Source organism: Actinobacillus arthritidis, assembly GCF_029774155.1.
In the GTDB taxonomy this organism is placed as follows: Bacteria; Pseudomonadota; Gammaproteobacteria; order Enterobacterales; family Pasteurellaceae; genus Actinobacillus; species Actinobacillus arthritidis.
The window spans coordinates 2,157,070-2,179,704 of record NZ_CP103833.1 but is presented as its reverse complement, the minus strand read 5'-3'; the positions used below and the strand labels follow the sequence as shown (position 1 = coordinate 2,179,704).

Sequence of the window (22,635 nt, the reverse complement as noted above, 5' to 3'; positions counted from 1 at the left end):
TAAGGAGTTGATATGGAAAGTATTATCGCTCTGTTTCAGGGCATGGGCATTATGCATATGGAGCTAGGACAAGCGATTATGATTGCGGTAAGTCTGCTATTGCTCTGGCTTGCGATTGCCCGTGGCTTTGAACCGCTCCTTCTCCTGCCAATCGGCTTTGGCGGTTTGTTATCCAATATTCCGGAAGCCGGTTTGGCAATGACCGCTTTAGATAATCTGTTACATCACGGCACAACCGAACAGCTAGCGATTATTGCGGCGAAAGTAAATAGTGCAAGTTTGGATGTACACAGCATTAAAGAAGCGATTGCACTAGTTGCTCCTTCGGTACAAAACGAGCTAGAAGTGATTGCCGGAGATATGGGCTATACCGCCGGTGTGCTAGCGCTATTCTATAAAGTTGCAATTGGTTATGGTGTTGCACCACTCATCATCTTTATGGGCGTGGGCGCAATGACGGACTTTGGCCCGTTACTCGCGAACCCTCGTACACTCTTATTGGGTGCGGCGGCACAATTCGGTATTTTCGCAACCGTACTCGGCGCTTTAGGTTTGAACTGGTTAGGTATTATTGACTTTACTCTACCGCAAGCGGCGGCGATTGGTATTATCGGTGGTGCGGACGGCCCGACCGCAATCTATCTGGCAAGTAAACTTGCGCCTGAATTACTCGGTGCGATTGCAGTAGCGGCTTACTCTTATATGGCGTTAGTGCCGTTGATTCAGCCGCCGATTATGAAAGCGTTAACCACAGATGCCGAACGCAAAATTCGTATGGTGCAATTACGCACGGTAAGCAATCGAGAAAAAATTCTGTTCCCGATTATCTTACTCTTACTTGTGGCGTTATTACTGCCGGATGCGGCACCGTTACTCGGTATGTTCTGTTTCGGTAACTTAATGCGTGTCAGTGGTGTGGTGGAACGTTTAAATGATACGGCACAAAATGCGCTAATCAATATTGTGACAATTTTCCTTGGCTTATCAGTCGGGGCAAAATTAGTTGCAGATAAATTCCTGCAACCACAAACTTTAGGCATTTTAGTATTAGGCGTAATTGCATTTTGTATCGGTACCGCAAGCGGTGTATTAATGGCAAAATTGATGAATAAATTCAGCAAAAACAAAATTAACCCGCTTATCGGTTCTGCCGGCGTCTCTGCCGTGCCAATGGCGGCTCGTGTATCAAATAAAGTCGGTTTGGAATATGACAAACAAAACTTCTTATTAATGCACGCAATGGGGCCAAACGTAGCCGGTGTAATCGGTTCAGCCATCGCGGCCGGTGTAATGTTAAAATACATTGCGGCGATGATGTAAGTTATCATTGTATAAGAAGCGGTCAATTTAGAAGTAAACTTTACATCAAAATTGACCGCTTACTTTTTATGGCATTTCATTATAAAATAGCTGACTTTTAGAAGATTAAGGATTTTATTTATATGACATACCCTGTTTGCCCTAAATGCAAAAGCGAAAACACTTATCACGATTCAATTCAATTTGTTTGTCCTGACTGTGCCTATGAATGGAACGGAGAAGAAGTTGAAGAACAAGATGAAGACCAATTAATTGTGAAAGATAGCAATGGTAATTTATTAGCTGATGGCGATGATGTCTTGCTAATTAAGGATTTAAAGCTAAAAGGTTCATCTGAAGTATTAAAAAAAGGGACTAAATTCAAAGGTATTCGCTTAGTAAACGGCGATCATAATGTTGATTGCGGTAAAATTATGCTGAAATCAGAATTTTTGAAAAAAGCCTAATTAACTTGATTTCTATTCTAAACGCTTACTTCTGTAAGCGTTTTTTATTTAATAATTTCTACATATTGTTAGGATAGTTCTTATAGATTAAAACTATTGACAAATATCAAAAAAATATACCTAATTTTAGGGATAATAGTAACCTCACTTAAACGGAGGTTACCTATGAAAAAATATTTACTTTCAGCCTTAGCCGTTGCCGGTATTGGCTATTTTTCTCTCGTGGGATATGCGTATTGGTTCGATAAAGAACAAGCGCCTAAATTACTTGTCATGACCGAATTACCGGAGTCACATCAAGCCGTTGCGGGTGTGATGTTTGAAAATGGCTGTCAATACTGTCACACACCGAATGCAGAATTACCTACTTATTCAAAATTACCTATCGCAAGCCAAATGTTAGCGACAGACATTGAAAAGGGAACTCGCTTTTTCCGTTTGGATCGTCTAATTGAAGGAATGAAAGATCCAAGTAAACTTTCTGAGGCTGATTTGGCTAAATTAGAGCAAGTTATTCGCAATGATGAAATGCCGATTGCGAAATATATCCACATACACTGGGGTTCTCGTCCTGATGATGCACAGAAAAAAATCATTTTGGATTGGATTACAGCTCAACGCCAAGCACATTTCTTACCAAAAACAGAAGGTGCAGATGCTACTCGTTTAGTACAACCAATCCCGGCTCAATTAGCAACCGATCCGCATAAAGTTGCATTAGGTGAAGGACTTTATTTTGACGGACGTTTATCTGGTGATGGTTCAATCCAATGCCATACCTGCCATCAATTAGCTCAAGGAGGTGTGGATAACTTACCGGTGTCGGAAGGGATTCACGGCTTAAAAGGCGGAATCAATGCACCAACCGTATTTAATGCGACATTTAATAAATGGCAATTTTGGGACGGTCGTGCGAAAACATTAGCTGATCAAGCGGGCGGTCCGCCAACCAATCCGGTTGAGATGGGGTCAAAAACTTGGGATGAGATCTTAGCGAGATTAAGCAAAGACGAAGACTTTATGCGACGTTTCTTAGCGGTTTATCCACATCTTGACCAAGCAAATGTGACCGATGCGATTGGTGAATTTGAGAAAACGCTTATTACACCGAATAGTGCCTTCGACCGTTTCTTAAAAGGTGATCAAAACGCATTAACTGACGTACAAAAACGTGGTTATGAACATTTCAAAAATGCGAAATGTGACACCTGTCATACTGGTACGGCAATGGGTGGACAATCATTTGAATATATGGGCTTATACGGCGACTACTTCAAAGATCGTGGTACGGAATTAACCGATGCGGATCAAGGTCGTTATGCAGTAACGAAAGATCCAAGTGATATGCATCGTTTCAAAGTACCGACTTTACGTAACGTAGCGTTGACCGCACCATATATGCACGATGCGAGTGCGAAAGATTTAAAAGAAGCGGTTCGTATTATGGGGATTTATCAAAGCAATAAACAGTTCTCTGATACGGAGCTTAATGAGTTAGTTGCTTTCTTAGAATCACTAACCGGTGAATATAAAGGCAAATTACTAACCAATGAAAAAGTGAAATAATTTCACATAAACAAGCGGTGGGATTTCTGCAAAACTTTGCAAAAATCCCGCCGCTTTCTTATTTATTCAGCAATGCTTCGATTTCTTTCGGAAGCAATTTCGGCTCCGGCACAAATAATTGTTTATGTCGCTGTAGCTCGCCTTTTTCAAGCACGATACTACTTTTAGGCACTTTAAATAACTTACTTAAATATTTCAGCAAATACGCATTTGCCGCACCATCGACCGGCGGGGCAGTAATCGCAATTTTGAGTTCGTTATCGTGTAAACCGACAATTTGATCGCGACTTGCCTTTGGTTGTAAAAAAATCCGCAGGCGGATGCCATATGGATTTTCTATACGTTCTACCGCTTCCATTAAGCAATCGCCCAAAGCACGCCAAATATATTATAGAAAAGGTTATTGAGTAGAATTAGACCGAAACCGAGTACCATCACCGAAAAATCCAACATACCGGTACGCGGTAATAATTTACGGATAAAGCCTAATACCGGCTCGGTGATTTGTGCCACCATATAATCTAACGGGTGATCACCACGTGTGACCCAACTCATTAAGGCACGAATTAAAGTGGTGAAAAACAGAATTTGACCGAAGGTTTTCAAGACACCTAGTAAGCCGGCTAATACTGCCATTGCAACGGGTACGCCTAACACAAATTTCTCGAATGCAAGCAATAACAACGCAATCAGTAATGCGGCAAAATTGATATGTTTTACGGTCGGGAGCACTTTACTTACCGGATTCACTAAGGGTGAAGTAAGGCGTAAAAGGGATTGGGATAACGGCATATAGGGATCAACACGGCAAAATTGAAGCCAAGTACGCAAAATTAATACAAAGCTAAAAAAGCCAATAATGATTGAAAGAACCGGGGCTAGAAATTCCATCTATCTTCCTCTTATAAAAAATATCTCTATAAACTATTCGGGCGGGAATACACCCGCCCTCATGATAGAAAGCGGTCGGAATTTGCAATTTTTTTGCAAAATTTAACCGCTTGTTGCTAAAACATTAGCCTTGAACCGGATAATCCCACCAGATGTCGAATAAATCGCTTACTTCAACTTGAGTTAAGCCATTGTTTTCTAACCAAGTTTTTACTAATTGTTGGTGAGACTCATCACATTTGCCTAATTTTTCTAAGCAAACTAAACCTTCCCAATGTAAGTAACCGCTACCTTCATAAGCTAAACCGTTTGGTTTGATTACTTCTGCGATAAAACGGTCTACGGTTAAATCAATTTGATCAATACCTGTGTTTTCCGCAAATTGGAATTTTACTAAGAAGCCTAATTCTTGAATTCTGCTAAGTGCATTTTTTTACGCTGACGCGCGTTACGTTGAATAGCCATTTGTATCTCCCCTTATTTAATGAGAATGGATAGTTAAAATCAATCGTTAAACCGATTGTGTTTGTTTAACGAAATATAAGTCCCACACACCGTGTCCAAGACGATGACCGCGTTCTTCAAACTTGGTTAAAGGACGAAAATCCGGGCGTGGAATAAAGTCATTGGTTGCCGAAGTATTGCGTAATTCTTTCTCGAATTGACGTAATACTTCCAACATATGTTCTGCGTAGTTTTCCCAGTCGGTTGCGAAATGGATAAAACCATTATCACCTAATTTAGTTAGCACTCGAGTGATAAATTCCGGCTGTACGATGCGGCGTTTATGGTGTTTCGCTTTTTGCCATGGATCCGGGAAATAGAGTTGTAAACCACCAAGCGAACCGTCGGCAATCGAATCACGTAAAATTTCCGTGGCATCATGGCAAATCACACGCAAGTTTTTTACACCTTTTTCTACCGCATAAGCGATACAAGCACCAACACCCGGTGTATGCACTTCAATACCAATGTAGTTTCGATCCGGATTTTGCTCCGCCATTTCAACCAATGAACGTCCCATACCAAAACCGATTTCTAACACAACCGGATTGTTGTTACCGAAAATCTGTTCAAAATTGAAAGGCGTGTTTTGATAATCCAAACCGAGATTCGCCCAGTTATTATTCATCATATCACGTTGATAATCACTTAAACGCCCGGTACGTAATACGAAACTACGCACTTTACGAAGATAGCGACCATCTTCGGTAAATTCAGCTTGTTCTACGGTTTTACGTTTTTTATCTGCAAAAGTTTGTTTTTCTGACATTTGTAAAAATTCTATCTTTTTTGACCGCTTGTTAGAAATGGCATTGGCTAAAAACGAACAAGGGCAGAACCCCAAGTCCAACCGCCACCAAATGCTTCAAGTAATAATAATTGACCGCGTTGAATACGTCCGTCACGCACCGCTTCATCTAACGCAACAGGCACGGTTGTCGCACTGTTATTGCCGTATTTTTCAACTGTTAATACCACTTGCGACATATCCATTTCGAGTTTTTTTGCGGTTGTGGCAATAATACGAATATTCGCTTGATGCGGCACTAACCAGTCTAAATCCGATTTTTGTAAGTTATTGGCTTCAAGGGTTTCTTCCACTACGCTTGAAAGCTGACCTACCGCCAATTTAAAGGTGGCGTTGCCTTGCATTTGAATAAAGCCGGATTTTTCATCACCACGCTTTTGTGCCGGTAAAGCAAGCATATATTCTGTATCGGAAGATGAATGTAAGTGAGTTGAAATAATACCTTGCTCTTCACTGGCTTCAAGAATAACCGCACCGGCTCCGTCACCGAATAACACAACCGTACTGCGATCAGTTTCATCTAATGCACGAGAATTTAAATCAGAGCCGATAACCAAGGCTTTTTTTACTTTTCCAGTACGTACAAATTGATCAGCAACACTTAACGCATAAACAAAACCGGTACAAGCGTAGACGACATCAAAAGCAATTGCATCTTTAATATCTAACATGCCTTGAATTTGGCAAGTCGCACTTGGATAGGCATGTGAGTTTGTTGTCGTTCCAACTACGATAAGATTAATTTCATTAGGATCGATTTTTGCTACTTCCAATGCTTTTTTAGTCGCTTCCGCTCCCATTGTCGCCACCGTTTCTTCTGCTGTGGCAATACGGCGTTCTTTCATTCCTGATCGAGTAAAAATCCACTCATCGGTTGTATCTACCATTTTTTCTAAATCAGCATTAGTACGAATTTGAGCAGGTAAATAACTGCCTGTTGCTAGAATTTTGCTGTACATATTTCGATTCTCTATAAATTTTGATGTAATCTGTTTAAACCTTGTGAAATTTTATCAGGAATTTTGCCTCTGATCTGCCCAATCGCATGATCTATCGCATAAAAATATGCATTTACACCGGCTCCGCCATGGCTTTTTACAATAACGGAAGACAATCCTAATAATGTTGCTCCGTTATGTCGATCCGGATTAATTTGCTGTAATTTACGATAATAGCGGTAAAAAATTGCACGCAACAAATAACGTTTTGCTGTATGACAAAGATGAGAATCTGGCGTTGTTTTTTTAAATAGGGTAAGAATATTTTTCGTCGCACCCTCTAAAGATTTTAAGGCAATATTACCGCTAAAACCGTCACAAACAATCACATCCGCCATATGATTCATTAGCTTATCGCTTTCAATAAAACCGATATAGTTTAAATCATACCGCTGTTTAAGCAACTGATGCGTATCACGAATAATTTGAGTACCTTTATTCTCTTCCGTACCGATATTTAATAATGCTAAACGCGGATAAACCAAATCAAGCATCACTTCGGCAAAAATATTACCCATCTCAGCAAATTGGCATAATAAGCGAGTATTCGCTTCCACATTAGCCCCAAGGTCTAACATCACGCTTGATTTACCATTGATGCTTGGAATTAAGGTTGTCAATGCTGGACGTTCAATATTTGGCAAGGGCTTTATCAATAATTTAGCTAATCCCATCAATGCCCCAGTATTTCCACCACTTATACAGCCGTCTGCATCTCCCTTAGCCACAGCTTCCAATGCCAAACGCATTGAACTGCCTTTACTTTGGCGTAATGCTTGAGTAAAAGGAATATCGGCTTCAATAATATGAGATGTATGTACAAAACTAATTCGCTGTTGCTTGCGTAGACGGAAGGGAATTAAGTAATGGAGAACATTGGCTCTGATCGCCAAATAAAACAAAAGATAACATTGGATTTTTTTCCAATGCTAAAGATAATGCCGGGATAGTAATACGGGGACCAAAGTCCCCGCCCATCACATCTAACGCGAGGGTTAGACGATTCAACTGATACCTCGAAACTAACCGAGATTATTTGTTGATTACTTTACGACCACGGTAGTAACCATCAGCAGTTACGTGGTGACGTAAGTGAGTTTCACCAGTTGTTTTATCTACTGAAACTGTCGCTGTTGTTAATGCATCGTGTGAACGACGCATATCACGACGTGAACGAGATTTTTTATTTTGTTGAACAGCCATTGGCTATACTCCTAGATCTAGTTTTTCTTTAAATTAGCTAATACAGCGAACGGGTTAGGTTTTTTCGCCAATTCTTCCGGCAATTCGCCAAACACCTGTTCACTCACGGACACTTCACAGTGTTCTTCACTATGCATCGGGACTAGAGGCAATTCGATGATAAATTCATCTTCAATCATATCTAGTAAATTTACTTCACCGAACTCGTTTACTTCGATAGGTTCATAAATTTCGGGCAAATTGTCCGCCTGATCCATATTGGACACTGGACTGAAACAAAACGAACAGTCAAGCGTTTGTGTAAACGGGTTACCACATCGTTGACAATCAAATTCCACCTCAACTTTCGCCGTCCCTTTAATGACGGTTAAGCGTTGTGGATCAACATATAACGAGAGAGTAACTTGTGCATCGCTTAGCACATTACATACTGATTCACCCAAACGACTAAGTAGACTACTTGGAAAATAGCCTTCGTAATCCATTCGACGCTGAGCGTCTTTATATGGGTCAATAGTAAGGGGTAGTTTTACCTTTTGCATAGGGTGTGCATATTACAGATAGAAAGCAAAATAGTCAAAGAGAAAATCGGATTTTTCTAAAATATATCTACTGTGAGATAAGATCATTCAAATGCTTTGATATAAGGTAAACTTTAAGAATTTTTTCACATCTAACCATAGCAAAAAATCAATAAAACTGGTAATTTGTATCTGAAAACTATTCTTATTTTGAATTTAAACGGGATGACAATGTTATTTGCTACTTTAGCGATGCTCGCTTATTTTACCGCATTATTATGGGTTACTCCCACACTCGTCAATTTAGAACACCAAACTGCAGATCAAAAACCGAATATTAAAGCGGTCTTTGGTTTCGGTTTGCTTGCCGTACTATTCCACACTATCAGCTTATCTCAGGAATTTATTTTAAGGGGAATAGGGCAAAATTTCTCGCTCGCAAACGTAAATTCAATGATGAGTTTATTACTAACGGCCTTCGCTACACTGGCTTTACCGCGTTGGAAAACTGTTTGGTTTCCGTTGATGGTCGTTTATACCTTTGGTATCTGTAGTGTCGCCATCTCTACTTTTACAAGCGGTAATTTTGTCAAAAATATTGCACAAAACACTGGGCTTATATTCCATTTAGGCATTGCAATTTTTTCTTATGCTCTGTTTTTCCTCGCTTTAATTTATGCATTCCAATTAAAATGGCTAGATAAGAAACTTAAAAGTAAAAAAGCAGTTTTTTGTAGTATGTTACCACCGTTAATGACTGTAGAACGCCACTTTTTTACACTAACATTAGTCGCTCAAGCATTGCTCACGGTGACATTAATTTCAGGTATGATTTATTTACATAACTTCTTTGCACCGGAACAAATCCATAAAGCAATATTCTCATTCCTTGCTTGGCTTGTTTACAATATCCAGCTTTTAGGACAATGGAAATTCCGTTGGCGTGGAAATCGGGTGCTAATTTATTCGATTTTAGGTACAATACTACTTACTGTCGGTTATTTCGGTAGCCATTTTGTCTAACCGATAGATACTGGAAGCGGTTAAATTTTCGGCAATTTTACAAATAATTTTTCAAATTTGACCGCTTAATGATTCATTTATATAGGACTTTTATTTTGGACAGTATTCCCCTGAGTACGCTTTTTATTTCACTCGCCATTCTTTTATTCCTTTCTGCATTTTTCTCAAGTTCTGAAACGGGTTTAATGTCACTTAACCGTTATAAAATGCGTCACCTTGCCGAAAGCGGTCATAAAGGGGCGAAACTTGCAGAAAAGTTACTCAGTAAAACAGATGTATTACTCAGCCTCATCCTTATCTGTAATAACTTAGTCAATATTGTCGCTTCTGCAATTGCAACAATGATCGGTATGCGTTTAGCCGGTGATGCCGGTGTGGCAATTGCAACTGGTGCATTGACCTTTGTCATGCTGGTTTTCTCAGAAATCTTACCTAAGACGATTGCCGCAATTTATCCGGAAAGAATCGGTTTTTTTGCAAGTTACATCTTGACCCCATTAAAAAAATTATTAATGCCGTTGGTATTCTTTATGAATTTAATCATCAACGCTTTAATGAAACTCTTACGCGTTAAAAAAGATGAAAACACCGGATTAAGTGCGGAAGAATTACGTGGTGTAGTTTTGGAAGCCGGGAAATTTATTCCGACTGAACACCAAGAAATGTTAATTTCCATCTTAGATATGGAAAAAGTAACAGTCGAAGATATTATGGTACCTCGTAATGATATTGGCGGTATCGATATTGATGACGATTGGAAATCCATTATGCGTCAACTAAATCATGCGGCACATGCCCGAGTAGTGTTGTATAAAGGCAATATGGATAAAAATGTGCTAGGAATGTTGCGTGTACGAGAGGCATTCCGCTTGTTATTAGAAAAAGACGAACCAAGTAAGGAAACACTCATTCGTGCGGTTGACGAGGTGTACTTTATTCCGGAAGGCACACCACTGACGACACAATTAATGAACTTTAAAAGCAATAAAGAGCGTATCGGTTTAGTGGTTGATGAATATGGCGATATTAAAGGTTTAGTTACCTTAGAAGATATTTTAGAAGAAATTGTTGGTGAGTTTACTACTTCCACCGCGCCAACGATCGAAGAAGAAGTTCAGCAACAATCGGATGGCACGGTCATTATTGAAGGTTCAGCAAATTTACGTGATTTAAATAAATTATTTGGCTGGAATTTACCGGTTGATGAAGCACGAACATTCAACGGTCTTATTTTGGAACATCTTGAAAAAATTCCGGATGAAGATACGCAATTTGAACTGAATAATTTAAAAGTTACAGTTCTAGAAGTGGCGGATAATATGGTAAAACAAGCTAAAGTCGAACCAGTTCTCCCAACCAAAGAATAGTCATCCGATAAGCGGTTAATTTTGTCAAATTTTTAACAAAATTAGCCGCTTTTCTCATTTCGCTTTGTTGTCCTTTCTCCTACCCATTCTTTTCTGCTCATTTTTTAAGCCCTTGATATTCAAACATTTGTGCTACAAATTGAATCAGCACACTATATAAACCTCTAAAAACCAAACAAAATCAGAATAATAATCCAAAACAAACACAACTAACCAGTTTATTTATCTAAAAAAACACACAAAAATGCCAATATATTTTATTTTATCAGCTTTACTTCTCAACAATTCTTCGGCATATTTCTCGCCATTGCGGTTTATCCGCTATCTATTTTTTCTAAATAAAAACGTGTGTTTAAAATTCAAACTTTGAGGTATATTTCGTGTCTTCTCATAACTCAGCTCCGGCAACTCGTGCTACATTTTCAGGACGTAATGCCTTTATTATTGCCGCCATCGGCTCAGCCGTTGGCTTAGGAAACATTTGGCGTTTCCCTTATACCACTTACGAAAATGGTGGTGGTGCATTTATTATTCCTTATATCGTGGCACTTTTAACTGCCGGGATTCCGTCGCTCTTCTTAGATTTTGCTATCGGACATCGTCATCGTGCTGCCGCCCCCTTTCTTTCCGCCGTTTAAATAAGCATTTTGAAGTATTCGGCTGGTGGCAAGTTTTAGTGAATGTGATCATCGGTATTTATTATGCAGTCGTACTTGGTTGGGCGGCAGTTTATACCTATTTCTCCCTAACTAAAGCGTGGGGAGATAAACCAGTCGATTTCTTTGTCGGTGAATTTCTGAAAATGGCTGATGTTGCTAATGGTATCAGCTTTGATTTTGTCGGTATGGTTGTGGGTCCATTGATTGCTGTATGGATCATCGCACTTATCGTATTGGCATTAGGGGTAGAAAAAGGGATCGCAAAAACTTCAAGTATTCTAATGCCAGTGTTAGTTGTGATGTTTATCATCTTAGTTATCTCAGCATTATTCCTACCCGGTGCAAGCAAAGGTTTAGATGCCTTATTCACGCCAAACTGGGAAAAACTTGCCGATCCAAGTGTATGGATTGCCGCTTATGGTCAAATCTTTTTCTCATTATCCATTTGCTTCGGCATTATGGTAACTTACTCCTCATACTTGAAAAAAGATGCGGATCTTACCGGAACAGGTATGGTGGTAGGCTTTGCCAATTCCAGTTTTGAAGTGTTAGCAGGGATTGGGGTATTTGCGACTTTAGGCTTTATGGCAACCGTCGCCGGCCAGGAAGTTAGCGAAGTAGCAAAAGGCGGTATCGGTTTAGCATTCTTTGCTTTTCCAACCATTATTAATGAAGCACCGATGGGAACTTTACTTGGCGTGTTATTCTTCGGTTCACTCACATTTGCCGCATTAACCTCATTCATTTCTGTAATTGAAGTGATTATTGCCGCAATGCAAGACAAATTAAAATTCGGTCGTATTGCTTCAACCTTTATTGTCGGCTTACCAATGATGGTTGTATCTGTTGTATTATTCGGCACTACAACCGGCTTACCGATGTTGGATGTGATGGATAAATTCGTCAATAACTTCGGTATTGTTGCGGTAGCCTTCGTTTCTTTAGTCGCTATCGTAGCTAAAGGTAAACTCAGCACACTGGGACATCATATTAATAAAACCTCTTCGATTAAAGTTGGTACGCTATGGCGTTTATGTGTAGTTATCACTACAGGTGTATTAGCCTTTATGTTATTCAGTGAAATTATTAAAGTCTTTAATGAAGGTTATGAAGGCTATCCAAACTGGTTTATCAATATCTTCGGTTGGGGAATGGCAATTGCACTGATTGTGGTAGCATTTATCCTCTCTCGCTTGAAATGGAACAATGAAGCAGACTTTAATGTAGAGCAATAGGAGGCAATCTAATGAATACTTCAGCAATTATTATGATGAGCATTGCACTTATTATTATTTGGGGCGGATTATTTCTCGCTATCAAACGTTTACCTAAAGAATAATATTTGTCAAAAATTCTCTCAAAAAGACCGCTATTTTTTAATAGCGGTCTTTTTTTATCTTATCTTCGTACTTTCCTATTAATTTCGATAATTAATTTTAAAATAAAATTAATAAAAATACACTTAATAGGTTATATAACATACAAAACAAGCAAAGAAATGCGATATATCTCACAAATTAAGAAAATTAGGTTTGATTTATGTAAACCAATAAAATAAATTTACTCCAATTTTCAATAAAGCAAGTTTTGTAAATTCATTATAAAGGAGAAAATGATGAATATTGCTATCATTATAGCAACCCATGGTGTTGCCGCTGAGCAAACTTCTCAAAACCACTGAGATGTTGATCGGCGAGCAGTCAGACGTTGCCTATATCGACTTCGTGCCTGGCGAAAATGCAGAAACCATTATGGGTAAATATCAAGCATTAGTGGAAGGCAAGTTATCACATTGTGATCGAGTGCTTTTCCTTGTTGATATGTGGGGCGGTAGTCCATTTAATGCGGCAAACCGTTTCCAAGAAGGCAAAACAAATATGGATGTCGTAACCGGCGTGAATATTCCGATGCTGGTAAATGCATGTATGGCTCGTGATGATGTTGAATCGCTAGAAGAATTGGTTGAGGTGGTGTTAGAAGCCGGCTCAACAGGCGTACGTTCATTAAATCACCAACCGGCTGTAGCAGAATCGGTAGCTTCTACGGCACAGTCGCAACCGACAGCGCCAGCCCCACAACAAATTGTGGATGACGGTCGCCGTATGACGATTGCATTAGCACGTATTGATGACCGTTTAATCCACGGTCAGGTTGCAACCGTATGGACTAAAGAAAGCAAAGTAAAACGTATCATCGTCGTAAATGACGATGTGGCGAAAGATAAAGTACGTTCTACCATGCTGAAAAGTGTGGCGCCACTAGGTGTAACCGCTCACGTGGTTGATGTTGCGAAAATGATCCGTGTATATAACAACCCTGAATATGCAGACGATCGTGTAATGCTACTATTTACTAACCCAAGCGATGTATTAAGCCTAATTGAAGGCGGTGTTCCGTTAACTTCAATCAACGTAGGCGGTATCTCTCATAAAGAAGGCAAACAAATGGTTAGCCATGCGGTGGCAGTAGATCAGAAAGATATTGATGCATTTAAAGCGATTGACTCAAAAGGCGTTGAATTAGAAGTACGTAAAGTAGCAAGTGATAGTCGTCAGAATATGATGGAATTATTGAAGAAAAATAACTTAATTTAAAGGAAATTATTATGGAACTCTCATTCTTACAAATTCTTTTCGTGTTCCTTGTCGCTTGTATTTCAGGCGCAGGTTCAATCCTTGATGAATGGCAAACGCAACGTCCAATTGTGGCGTGTACGTTAGTTGGTTTAGCGTTATCAGTAGGTGCACCGGATTCTGCAGAAGTGATTAAAAATGCCATTATTATCGGCGGTACGCTGGAATTAATGGCATTAGGTTGGATGAACATCGGTGCGGCAGTGGCACCGGATGCGGCATTAGCTTCTGTTGTTTCAACTATCCTTGTTATTGTTGGCGGTCAAGAAATCGCAACAGGTATCGCAGTTGCAATTCCGCTTGCGGCAGCAGGTCAAGTATTAACTTATGTGGTGCGTGCAATTACCGTTGGTTTCCAACACGCGGCAGATAAATCAATCGAAGACGGTAGCTTAACTCGCTTAGACTGGTTACACCGTGGTGCGTTAATGCTTCAAGTAATGCGTATTGCTATCCCGGCGCTTGTTGTTGCGTTAACAGCAGGTACTGACGTTGTACAAACAATGTTAAATGCAATTCCGCCGGTTGTGACAACAGGTCTTAAAATTGCAGGTGGCTTCATTGCGGTAGTAGGTTACGCAATGGTTATCAATATGATGCGTGCGGGTCACTTAATGCCTTTCTTCTTCGCAGGTTTTGTAATTGCTGGCTTTACTGATTTCAACCTTGTTGCATTAGGTGCATTAGGTGCAATCATGGCATTGCTTTATATCCAATTACATCCTAAATACAACAAAAGCCAACAAGTTGTGGTAGCACAAGCGACTGATAACGGCTTAGACAACCGCTTAGACTAAGAAGGAATTTATTATGACGACTGAAATTAAAAAAGTAACAAAAAGTGATTTGAATGCGGTTGTTCGTCGTTCAAACTTATTCCAAGGTTCATGGAACTTTGAACGTATGCAAGGCTTAGGTTTTGCTTACTCAATGGTACCGGTGATCAAACGTTTATATCCGGACCAAAACTCACAAGAACGTAAAGATGCGATTAAACGTCACTTAGAATTCTTTAATACTCAACCATTCGTTGCCGCACCGGTATTAGGTGTGACGATTGCAATGGAAGAAGAGCGTGCAAACGGTAAAGAGATCGACAATGCGGCAATCAACGGTATTAAAGTTGGTTTAATGGGACCGCTTGCCGGTGTAGGCGACCCAATCTTCTGGGGTACGGTACGTCCGGTATTTGCGGCGCTTGGTGCGGGTATCGCATTAAACGGTTCAATCCTCGGCCCGATTTTATTCTTCGTATTATTTAACCTAGTTCGTTTAGCGACCCGTTACTATGGTGTAACTTACGGTTATAAAAAAGGTTTAGACGTAGTACAAGATATGAGTGGCGGCTTGTTGCAAAAATTAACGGAAGGCGCATCAATCCTTGGTTTATTTATCATGGGGGCGTTAGTTCAGAAATGGACAAGCATCAATGTGCCACTTGTCGTTTCTACGATTCAAATGCAAGACGGTACGGAGCAAACAACAACCGTACAACAAATTCTTGATAGCTTAATGCCGGGTTTATTACCGTTATTATTAACCTTTGCTTGTATGTGGTTACTACGTAACCGTGTAAATGCACTTTGGATTATCGTAGGTTTCTTTGTTATCGGTATCTTAGGTGCGGCGACAGGCGCATTAGCTTAATATTGCTTTTCCACGGAAACCGACTTACTCTAATCGCATAGATATAATTTGTGTTTCCGTGGTCTTATTTTACAAGCGGTAAAATTTGCGGATTTTTTTACAAAAATTCAATAAATTTTGACCGCTTGTTTTTTATAACCTTCATTTTATTGAGTGGTAAATTGTCAATGACAAACATAATTCTTCTTGTCGGTATTATCTGTGTACTCGCTTTTGCTGTTTACGATCAAGTGATTATGCCTAAGCTGAAAGGTGAAACGAAACTAGTCGTGCAATTACAACGCCAAGTAAAAGGAGATGCGTGGATCTTAATCGGATTAATTGCATTAACGATGGCTTATGGTGTACGGAATAGCATTGAAGCGTTAACGGTTTATTTGTTGGCGTTTTCGATTATACTTTGTATCTATGTGACTTTTTTACGTTCGCCACGTTTGATATTGAAAGAACAAGGGTTCTTTTTTGCCAATGTATTTTTTAAGTATGATAATATTCATCAAATTAACTTGGCTCAGTCACAAATTCTTGTGATTGATTTGAAAAGCGGACGACGCTTATTCGTACGTATTCAAACACCCGAAGATATTGAGAAAGTGGTAAGCTTTTTTGGAGGATATAAATAATGATTTTTAAATTAAAAGGTAAATTTCAGCATTATGTTTGGGGAGGAATGAGCTTTATTCCAAACTTTCTGAAATTATCCGAACCTGATGATAAACCTTACGCAGAATATTGGTTAGGTGCTCATCCTGTCGCACCGTCCGATATGCTTTTTGAGCAAAATTGGCTTCCTCTTGATAAAGTCATTGAAACCGCCCCTGAATTGCTTGGTGACAAAATTCGTGATCAATTCGGGGACACACTCCCTTATTTATTGAAAATTTTAGATATAAAACAACCGCTTTCTATTCAAGTGCATCCGACTAAAACCGAAGCTGAATATGGTTTTGAGCAGGAAAATTTACGTAATATTCCGTTAAATGCACCGAATCGAATCTACAAAGATGCTAACCATAAACCGGAGATGATGATTGCCTTATCCGATGTATGGGCATTGCACGGATTTAAAGCCATTAGTGAAATTCAAGCTTCTCTGCAAGTTCACGATTCCCTTAAACCTATTGCTCAAGCGTTAGAAGAAAAAGGTTTGCCTCTCGTTTATGCCGATATTATGCAAGCGGATAAACAACAGCTTGCTCAATGGATCTTGCCTGTGGTAGAAGCAAAACGTGCAGAATATCAAGCAGATAAGTTGAAACTGGATAATCCGGATTATTGGGTCTGCTATATTGTTGAAAATATGCAATCGCCGCTCGAGGAAATTGACGGCGGTTTAATCAGCTTCTATTTTTTCAATATCGTACATATGAAAAAAGGTGAAGGTCTATATCAGGGAGCCGGCTTACCTCACGCCTATTTACGTGGACAGAACATTGAATTAATGGCAAATTCGGATAATGTTATTCGTGGCGGTTTAACGCCTAAATATATTGATGTGCCGGCACTTTTACATTCGATTGATTATCGCCCTATTACACCGAAAATTATTCCGCCTTATCAAGAAAGCGACGGATTTATTCATCTTTATCCGACACCGGAAGCAAAGGATTTTGCTTTACAACATATGGAATTTAAGGCGTTTGATGAAGAAAACTTTACTACGGATAGTGCCAGTATCTTGCTGGTTATGAAAGGCAGTATCTATATCGATTTAGGCGAAGAATCCATTTATTTACAGCAAGGTGAATCTGTTTTTATTGCGACAGACAGCCAAGTTGAGATTATTGCGGAAACTGACGGTTATGCTGTCATTGCAACTGTGCCGTAAATCTGACAATATACACTATAGTTAATTAAAATCAGATTTTAATCCTAAAGAAAATTGAGGTGAATTATGAAATTCTCTACGTTACTTACCACTGTAGCAATATCAGCATGTTTAGCGATGAATAGCTATGCCGAAGGTAATAAAATTCAGCCGACAGTTGAACACAAAGCAACAACAAAAAATGCACCTCTTTCCGCGAAAGATGCTAAATTAAAACAATTCAACGATAGTATTGGTTTAGGCTTTTCTGGTTATGAATTAGCACGTAATAACCAAGGTCAACCGATGATTAGTTTTAAATATAGTATTGAAAATAAAACAAAGCGTAATATTCGTATTGTGCAATGGGCGGTAAATTATATCCATAATGGTAAAGTCATCTTAACTCAAGATGCACCGGTTACCTTTAAAGATAATTTAAAACGTCAAACTACAGCGGAATTAGCCTTTGCTGTACCGGTTTCAGAATTACCGCAAGAAGCTCAAGCAATTTTCCTCAGCAACAAAGCTGAACTTACCGCACAATTTGAAGCTCGCCAGATTGTTTTTTCAAATGGTGCAAAAATTATTGTGAAATAGCTCTCTTGAAGCGGTTAGATTTTTGTATGAATTATACAAAAATTAACCGCTTCCTTTTTTCTTAATTACCTTTCCTATCACTCTCTTACTCATAACCGCCCATTCCCAAGTAATAAATCTTCGTTTTGTGAACTTGCTCACGGTATTTTTGCTTCAATTACTGTAAATTAGTGTTAAAAAGAAAATATGGTGATGTTTAATTCATCACATTTTGTTGATTTACACTCAATATGAGGTTTTGATTATGAAATTTGGCAAACTTTCTTTAGCAGTTTCAGTCGCGTTACTTGGTGCAGGCTTAATGTTTAGTTCAGCGGCTCAAGCAAAAGGGCGTTTAGTGATTTACTGTAGTGCGACAAATGTAATGTGTGAAAATGCGACTAAAACGTTTGAAGAAAAATATGATGTAAAAACATCTTTTATCCGTAACGGTTCAGGTAGTACCTTTGCGAAAATTGAAGCAGAAAAAAATAATCCGCAAGCGGACGTGTGGTACGGTGGAACTTTAGATCCACAATCACAAGCAGGCGAATTAGGCTTATTAGAAGCATATCGTTCACCAAATATCGACCAAATTATGCCAAAATTCCAAGATCCGGCAAAAGTAAAAGGTAATCTGAGTTCTGCGGTATATATTGGTATTTTGGGCTTTGCGGTAAATACTGAACGTTTGAAAAAATTAGGTATTGAGAAAATGCCACAATGCTGGAACGATTTAACCGATCCGAAATTAAAAGGTGAAATTCAAATCGCCGATCCGCAAAGTTCCGGTACGGCTTATACTGCTATCGCAACCTTTGCTCAACTTTGGGGCGAAGATAAAGCGTTCGATTACTTCAAACATCTTCATCCGAATATTTCTCAATATACCAAATCCGGTATCACACCGGCACGTAATGCCGCTCGTGGTGAAACTACAGTTGGTATCGGCTTCTTACACGACTATGCGTTAGAAAAAGAGCAGGGTGCACCGCTTGAAATGGTTGTGCCGTGTGAAGGCACCGGCTATGAATTAGGCGGCGTAAGTATCTTAAAAGGCGCGAGAAACTTAGATAATGCTAAATTATTCGTTGATTTCGCCCTTTCAAAAGAAGGTCAGGAAACCGCATGGAAAAAAGGTCAAGCGTTACAAACGTTAACCAATACTACGGCGGAACAATCGCCTCTTGCGTTTGATCTCACTAAACTGAAATTGATTGATTATAATTTTGAAAAATATGGTGCAAGTGACGAACGTAAACGCTTAATCAATAAATGGGTTGATGAAGTGAAATTAGCGAAATAATTGCCTTTTATAAGCGGTCGTTTTTCGTAAAAATTTTGCAAAAAAATCTACGAAAAACGACCGCTTGTTTTTTCGATATTTTTTATTAGTTGTTGTGAGGCTATATGGATTCTATTACAAATAAAAGATCGCTGTTTGAATCTAGCCACTTTTGGATTCTGCTCTCACTTATTGCATTTATGGTTCTGCCTTCCAAAGCTCTCGATTACGGGTTATTGGAAAGCACCGCTGATGAATATTTAGATGCGATGGGTTGGTCTTCAGTTAATCTGACTATTCTGTGGTTTTTACCTTTAGTGGTTTTTTGGTTACTACCTTTCTTTAAACTTTCAAATGAAGCACAGGCAAAACTAGAACTGGCATTGGTGAGTTTTATTTTGCTGTTTGCGTTTATTTCGGCAACGATTTACCAAGTCAGCATGGGCTATTCAGTGATGGTGCTGATCGCAAGTCTAACCGCACTTGCCACCTTTGCCTTTGCTAAACTCAAAATGATGCAAGGTGATAAATTTATTATTGCGGCATTGCTTAGTATTATCTTGCTGATTTTCTTCTTTATCGTTTATCCGACTGTTGCAATTTTTATTTCGATGTTTTATGACGGTGAAACGTTCGCACCGGAACAAGTCGTTAGAATTTTAGGACAAGGTTATATTGTTCGAGTCATCAGTAACTCGCTATTCCTTTCCGGCTTTGTCGGCATTGTTTCAACCGTTTTCGGTTTAGCCTTTGCACTTTATACCACTCGAATCGCTCGCCGTACCGCCTTTATCGGAAAAATTTTCTCAATCCTACCGATTGTGACACCGCCGTTTGTGGTGGGGCTTGGCGTGACCTTAATGCTTGGTCGTTCAGGTTATGTCACCGAATTTTTAGATACTTACTTCGGCTTTAAAGATCATAACTGGCTGTATGGTTTTAACGGGATTGCGATCGCACAGATTCTCGCTTTTGCACCGATTTCATTTATGATTTTAGACGGTGCGTTGAAATCAATTCATCCTTCGATCGAAGAAGCGTCTTATACGTTACGAGCAAATCGTTATCAAACGTTCTACAACATTATTTTTCCGTTATTACGTCCGGCATTGGCAAATTCATTTTTAATCGTGTTTATCCAATCGCTCGCTGATTTTAGTAATCCGTTAGTATTAGGCGGTAGCTTTGACGTCATTGCCACTCAAATTTATTTCTATATTGCCGGCTCACAATTAGATTATGCTTCGGCAAGTACCTTAGGATCGATGTTGCTAATTTTCTCATTACTGATCTTTATCGTTCAGTATATGTGGATTGGTAACCGCTCATATGTAACCGTTTCAGGTAAATCTTATCGTGGTGATGTGCAAGATTTACCGAGCGGTTTGAAAGCTACGATTATTGCGATGTTAGGTTTCTGGGTGGTGTTCAACCTTGCATTATACGGCAGTATTTTCTACGGTAGTTTCACAGTAAACTGGGGGGTAGATTACACCTTAACCTTAAATAACTATGCAATGTTGTTTGGACAAGGTTTAAGTGATGGGGCGTGGCCGTCTTTAATCAATACGATGATCTACGCCGGTATTGCCGCACCGTTAACAGCGTTATTCGGTTTATTAATCGCTTATATTGTGGTGCGTAAAGATTTCCAAGGTAAGAAAACTCTCGAGTTCTTAACCATGCTGTGCTTTGCCGTACCGGGTACGGTTGCCGGTGTGTCTTATATTCTCGCCTTTAATGATGCACCAATGTATATTACCGGCACCGGTATCATCATTATTATTTCAATGGTGATGCGAGATTTGCCGATCGGTATGCGTGCGGCGATTGCCGGACTTGGTCAGTTGGATAAATCGTTGGATGAAGCTTCATTATCATTGAAAGGCAGTTCGTTAAAAACCATTTGGTTTATCGTCTTCCCGCTACTCAAACCGGCATTGTTATCCGCATTAGTTACCAGTTTCGTACGTGCGATGACAACCGTGAGTGCGATTGTGTTCCTTGTGACCGCAGATACCCGTGTTGCAACCGCTTATATATTAAATCGCGTTGAAGACGGTGAATACGGAGTGGCGATCGCATACGGTTCCATCTTAATTGTGGTGATGATGGCGATTATTTTATTCTTCGACTGGATTGTCGGAGATACACGTATCGCGAAATCAAAAGCGAAAAAAGCAGATTAATTCGTCAACGGGCGGTATGTACGTCGCCCGCATATAAAAGGCAAAATATTATGAACAACGATTTCTTAGTACTGAAAAATATTACCAAATCTTTTGGTAAAGCAACGGTAATTGATAATTTAGATTTAGTCATTAAACGTGGCACGATGGTCACTTTATTAGGGCCTTCCGGTCGCGGTAAAACCACGGTGTTACGCTTAGTCGCAGGGCTTGAGAACCCGACAAGCGGTCAAATTTTTATTGACGGCGAAGACGTAACCAAATCTTCGATTCAAAATCGAGATATTTGTATCGTGTTCCAGTCGTATGCACTTTTCCCACATATGTCGATTGGCGATAACGTCGGTTATGGTTTGCGTATGCAGGGCGTGAGTAATGAAGAACGTAAACAGCGTGTAAAACAGGCGTTAGAACTGGTTGATTTAGCCGGTTTTGAAGACCGATTTGTCGATCAAATTTCAGGTGGTCAGCAACAACGTGTCGCATTAGCACGAGCCTTAGTATTAAAACCAAAAGTGTTATTATTCGATGAGCCATTAAGTAACTTGGATGCCAACTTACGCCGTTCAATGCGTGAAAAAATTCGTGAACTGCAACAGCGTTTAGGTATTACCTCGCTTTATGTTACGCACGACCAAACTGAAGCCTTTGCCGTGTCCGATGAGGTGATCGTGATGAATAAAGGCAAAATTATGCAAAAAGCACCGGCGAAAGATCTCTACTTGCGTCCAAACTCGTTATTCCTTGCCAACTTTATGGGTGAATCCACTATTTTTGACGGTAACTTAAATCAAGGTATCGTCACGATCGGAGCTTATCGTTTCCCACTTCACAATGTCGCTGATTTCGGTATTACAGACGGTGAATGTTTAGTCGGAGTACGCCCAGAAGCGATTCAACTTACCGCCATAGGTGAAGCCGGTCAGCGTTGTCAAATCAAGAATGCGGTTTATATGGGCAACCATTGGGAGATTGTTGCAGAGTGGAACGGTAAAGAAGTTTTAGTGAATGCAAATCCGGATCAATTTGATCCTGAATTAAAAGAAGCATTTATCCATTTTACCGAACAAGGGATTTTCTTACTGAAAAAAGAGTAAGTGACAACAAGACAAGCGGTTATTTTTGCAAATTTTTTGCAATGATAGAAAATCTTAATTGTTTTGTATGGTGGGCAATTCTGCCCACCATT

Annotated in this window: 20 protein-coding genes and 4 pseudogenes; 16 read left to right on the top strand and 8 right to left on the bottom strand. The window is 39.6% G+C overall.

What is annotated here, in order from left to right; genetic code table 11:
* Window positions 1–12: 12 nt before the first annotated feature.
* The 3 genes from NYR89_RS10480 to NYR89_RS10470 all read left to right on the top strand — a co-directional run bounded on the left by NYR89_RS10480 (window position 13) and on the right by NYR89_RS10470 (window position 3,332).
* Window positions 13–1,320: an oxaloacetate decarboxylase subunit beta gene (locus NYR89_RS10480; protein WP_039198771.1), complete on the top strand. Its 1,308-nt coding sequence runs from the start codon at window positions 13–15 to the stop codon at window positions 1,318–1,320.
* Window positions 1,321–1,442: 122 nt separating this feature from the next.
* Window positions 1,443–1,766, top strand: coding sequence for a zinc ribbon domain-containing protein YjdM (locus NYR89_RS10475; RefSeq protein WP_279445760.1), 324 nt, complete (start codon window positions 1,443–1,445; stop codon window positions 1,764–1,766).
* A 165-nt stretch (window positions 1,767–1,931) separates the two neighbouring features.
* Entirely contained in the window at window positions 1,932–3,332 is a 1,401-nt protein-coding gene (locus NYR89_RS10470) for a cytochrome-c peroxidase (RefSeq protein WP_279445759.1), read from the top strand.
* Window positions 3,333–3,390: 58 nt separating this feature from the next.
* On the opposite strand, the gene yggU is transcribed toward NYR89_RS10470, so the two are convergent.
* From yggU to yceD, 8 genes and pseudogenes are all read right to left on the bottom strand, one after another.
* Complete coding sequence (gene yggU / locus NYR89_RS10465) at window positions 3,391–3,690, bottom strand: DUF167 family protein YggU (RefSeq protein WP_279445758.1); 300 nt, start codon at window positions 3,688–3,690, stop codon at window positions 3,391–3,393.
* A complete protein-coding gene (locus tag NYR89_RS10460; protein WP_279445757.1) occupies window positions 3,690–4,223 on the bottom strand; it encodes a YggT family protein in 534 nt (177 codons plus the stop codon). The genes yggU and NYR89_RS10460 overlap by 1 nt, the downstream gene beginning before the upstream one ends.
* Window positions 4,224–4,347: 124 nt before the next feature.
* A pseudogene (locus NYR89_RS10455) lies at window positions 4,348–4,688 on the bottom strand (YggL family protein).
* A 46-nt stretch (window positions 4,689–4,734) separates the two neighbouring features.
* Complete coding sequence (gene trmB / locus NYR89_RS10450) at window positions 4,735–5,496, bottom strand: tRNA (guanosine(46)-N7)-methyltransferase TrmB (RefSeq protein WP_279445756.1); 762 nt, start codon at window positions 5,494–5,496, stop codon at window positions 4,735–4,737.
* Between the two features lie 47 nt (window positions 5,497–5,543).
* Entirely contained in the window at window positions 5,544–6,494 is a 951-nt protein-coding gene (locus NYR89_RS10445) for a beta-ketoacyl-ACP synthase III (RefSeq protein ID WP_279445755.1), read from the bottom strand.
* An 11-nt stretch (window positions 6,495–6,505) separates the two neighbouring features.
* A pseudogene (gene plsX, locus NYR89_RS10440) lies at window positions 6,506–7,541 on the bottom strand (phosphate acyltransferase PlsX).
* A 24-nt stretch (window positions 7,542–7,565) separates the two neighbouring features.
* Window positions 7,566–7,736 (bottom strand): 50S ribosomal protein L32, encoded by a 171-nt coding sequence (gene rpmF / locus NYR89_RS10435; protein ID WP_279445754.1) that lies wholly within the window; start codon window positions 7,734–7,736, stop codon window positions 7,566–7,568.
* A 17-nt stretch (window positions 7,737–7,753) separates the two neighbouring features.
* Window positions 7,754–8,278 (bottom strand): 23S rRNA accumulation protein YceD, encoded by a 525-nt coding sequence (gene yceD / locus NYR89_RS10430; RefSeq protein ID WP_279445753.1) that lies wholly within the window; start codon window positions 8,276–8,278, stop codon window positions 7,754–7,756.
* Between the two features lie 210 nt (window positions 8,279–8,488).
* Here yceD and NYR89_RS10425 point away from each other — a divergent pair, with 210 nt between their 5' ends.
* The 13 genes and pseudogenes from NYR89_RS10425 to fbpC all read left to right on the top strand — a co-directional run bounded on the left by NYR89_RS10425 (window position 8,489) and on the right by fbpC (window position 22,543).
* Complete coding sequence (locus NYR89_RS10425; RefSeq protein WP_279445752.1) at window positions 8,489–9,280, top strand: cytochrome C assembly family protein; 792 nt, start codon at window positions 8,489–8,491, stop codon at window positions 9,278–9,280.
* 95 nt (window positions 9,281–9,375) lie between these two features.
* Window positions 9,376–10,647, top strand: a complete 1,272-nt coding sequence (locus NYR89_RS10420) for an HlyC/CorC family transporter (RefSeq protein ID WP_279445751.1) — start codon at window positions 9,376–9,378, stop codon at window positions 10,645–10,647.
* A 380-nt stretch (window positions 10,648–11,027) separates the two neighbouring features.
* Window positions 11,028–12,541, top strand: a pseudogene (locus NYR89_RS10415) (sodium-dependent transporter).
* An 11-nt stretch (window positions 12,542–12,552) separates the two neighbouring features.
* Entirely contained in the window at window positions 12,553–12,645 is a 93-nt protein-coding gene (locus NYR89_RS10410) for a methionine/alanine import family NSS transporter small subunit (RefSeq protein WP_279445750.1), read from the top strand.
* A 276-nt stretch (window positions 12,646–12,921) separates the two neighbouring features.
* Window positions 12,922–13,900, top strand: a pseudogene (gene manX, locus NYR89_RS10405) (PTS mannose transporter subunit IIAB).
* Between the two features lie 11 nt (window positions 13,901–13,911).
* Entirely contained in the window at window positions 13,912–14,736 is an 825-nt protein-coding gene (locus NYR89_RS10400) for a PTS mannose/fructose/sorbose transporter subunit IIC (RefSeq protein WP_279445749.1), read from the top strand.
* A 13-nt stretch (window positions 14,737–14,749) separates the two neighbouring features.
* Window positions 14,750–15,586: a PTS mannose transporter subunit IID gene (locus NYR89_RS10395; RefSeq protein ID WP_018652372.1), complete on the top strand. Its 837-nt coding sequence runs from the start codon at window positions 14,750–14,752 to the stop codon at window positions 15,584–15,586.
* A 167-nt stretch (window positions 15,587–15,753) separates the two neighbouring features.
* Complete coding sequence (locus NYR89_RS10390) at window positions 15,754–16,209, top strand: DUF986 family protein (RefSeq protein WP_279445748.1); 456 nt, start codon at window positions 15,754–15,756, stop codon at window positions 16,207–16,209.
* A complete protein-coding gene (gene manA / locus NYR89_RS10385) occupies window positions 16,209–17,414 on the top strand; it encodes a mannose-6-phosphate isomerase, class I (protein ID WP_279445747.1) in 1,206 nt (401 codons plus the stop codon). Before NYR89_RS10390 ends, manA begins: the two co-directional genes overlap by 1 nt.
* Window positions 17,415–17,480: 66 nt before the next feature.
* Window positions 17,481–17,993, top strand: a complete 513-nt coding sequence (locus NYR89_RS10380) for a hypothetical protein (RefSeq protein WP_279445746.1) — start codon at window positions 17,481–17,483, stop codon at window positions 17,991–17,993.
* 244 nt (window positions 17,994–18,237) lie between these two features.
* Window positions 18,238–19,278, top strand: coding sequence for an ABC transporter substrate-binding protein (locus NYR89_RS10375; RefSeq protein WP_279445745.1), 1,041 nt, complete (start codon window positions 18,238–18,240; stop codon window positions 19,276–19,278).
* 104 nt (window positions 19,279–19,382) lie between these two features.
* Window positions 19,383–21,446: an ABC transporter permease gene (locus NYR89_RS10370; RefSeq protein ID WP_279445744.1), complete on the top strand. Its 2,064-nt coding sequence runs from the start codon at window positions 19,383–19,385 to the stop codon at window positions 21,444–21,446.
* Between the two features lie 50 nt (window positions 21,447–21,496).
* Complete coding sequence (fbpC, locus tag NYR89_RS10365) at window positions 21,497–22,543, top strand: ferric ABC transporter ATP-binding protein (protein WP_279445742.1); 1,047 nt, start codon at window positions 21,497–21,499, stop codon at window positions 22,541–22,543.
* The last annotated feature ends 92 nt before the right edge of the window (window positions 22,544–22,635 follow it).

What these genes read in the sequence shown, in the direction of transcription:
- NYR89_RS10375 (WP_279445745.1), top strand. Translation starts at nt 18,238, where the DNA reads ATGAAATTTGGCAAACTTTCTTTAGCAGTTTCAGTCGCGTTACTTGGT.
- NYR89_RS10475 (WP_279445760.1), top strand. Translation starts at nt 1,443, where the DNA reads ATGACATACCCTGTTTGCCCTAAATGCAAAAGCGAAAACACTTATCAC.
- fbpC (WP_279445742.1), top strand. Translation starts at nt 21,497, where the DNA reads ATGAACAACGATTTCTTAGTACTGAAAAATATTACCAAATCTTTTGGT.
- NYR89_RS10400 (WP_279445749.1), top strand. Translation starts at nt 13,912, where the DNA reads ATGGAACTCTCATTCTTACAAATTCTTTTCGTGTTCCTTGTCGCTTGT.
- NYR89_RS10370 (WP_279445744.1), top strand. Translation starts at nt 19,383, where the DNA reads ATGGATTCTATTACAAATAAAAGATCGCTGTTTGAATCTAGCCACTTT.
- manA (WP_279445747.1), top strand. Translation starts at nt 16,209, where the DNA reads ATGATTTTTAAATTAAAAGGTAAATTTCAGCATTATGTTTGGGGAGGA.
- yggU (WP_279445758.1), bottom strand. Translation starts at nt 3,690, where the DNA reads ATGGAAGCGGTAGAACGTATAGAAAATCCATATGGCATCCGCCTGCGG.
- NYR89_RS10445 (WP_279445755.1), bottom strand. Translation starts at nt 6,494, where the DNA reads ATGTACAGCAAAATTCTAGCAACAGGCAGTTATTTACCTGCTCAAATT.
- yceD (WP_279445753.1), bottom strand. Translation starts at nt 8,278, where the DNA reads ATGCAAAAGGTAAAACTACCCCTTACTATTGACCCATATAAAGACGCT.
- NYR89_RS10480 (WP_039198771.1), top strand. Translation starts at nt 13, where the DNA reads ATGGAAAGTATTATCGCTCTGTTTCAGGGCATGGGCATTATGCATATG.
- NYR89_RS10380 (WP_279445746.1), top strand. Translation starts at nt 17,481, where the DNA reads ATGAAATTCTCTACGTTACTTACCACTGTAGCAATATCAGCATGTTTA.
- trmB (WP_279445756.1), bottom strand. Translation starts at nt 5,496, where the DNA reads ATGTCAGAAAAACAAACTTTTGCAGATAAAAAACGTAAAACCGTAGAA.
- NYR89_RS10410 (WP_279445750.1), top strand. Translation starts at nt 12,553, where the DNA reads ATGAATACTTCAGCAATTATTATGATGAGCATTGCACTTATTATTATT.
- NYR89_RS10395 (WP_018652372.1), top strand. Translation starts at nt 14,750, where the DNA reads ATGACGACTGAAATTAAAAAAGTAACAAAAAGTGATTTGAATGCGGTT.
- rpmF (WP_279445754.1), bottom strand. Translation starts at nt 7,736, where the DNA reads ATGGCTGTTCAACAAAATAAAAAATCTCGTTCACGTCGTGATATGCGT.
- NYR89_RS10390 (WP_279445748.1), top strand. Translation starts at nt 15,754, where the DNA reads ATGACAAACATAATTCTTCTTGTCGGTATTATCTGTGTACTCGCTTTT.
- NYR89_RS10460 (WP_279445757.1), bottom strand. Translation starts at nt 4,223, where the DNA reads ATGGAATTTCTAGCCCCGGTTCTTTCAATCATTATTGGCTTTTTTAGC.
- NYR89_RS10470 (WP_279445759.1), top strand. Translation starts at nt 1,932, where the DNA reads ATGAAAAAATATTTACTTTCAGCCTTAGCCGTTGCCGGTATTGGCTAT.
- NYR89_RS10425 (WP_279445752.1), top strand. Translation starts at nt 8,489, where the DNA reads ATGTTATTTGCTACTTTAGCGATGCTCGCTTATTTTACCGCATTATTA.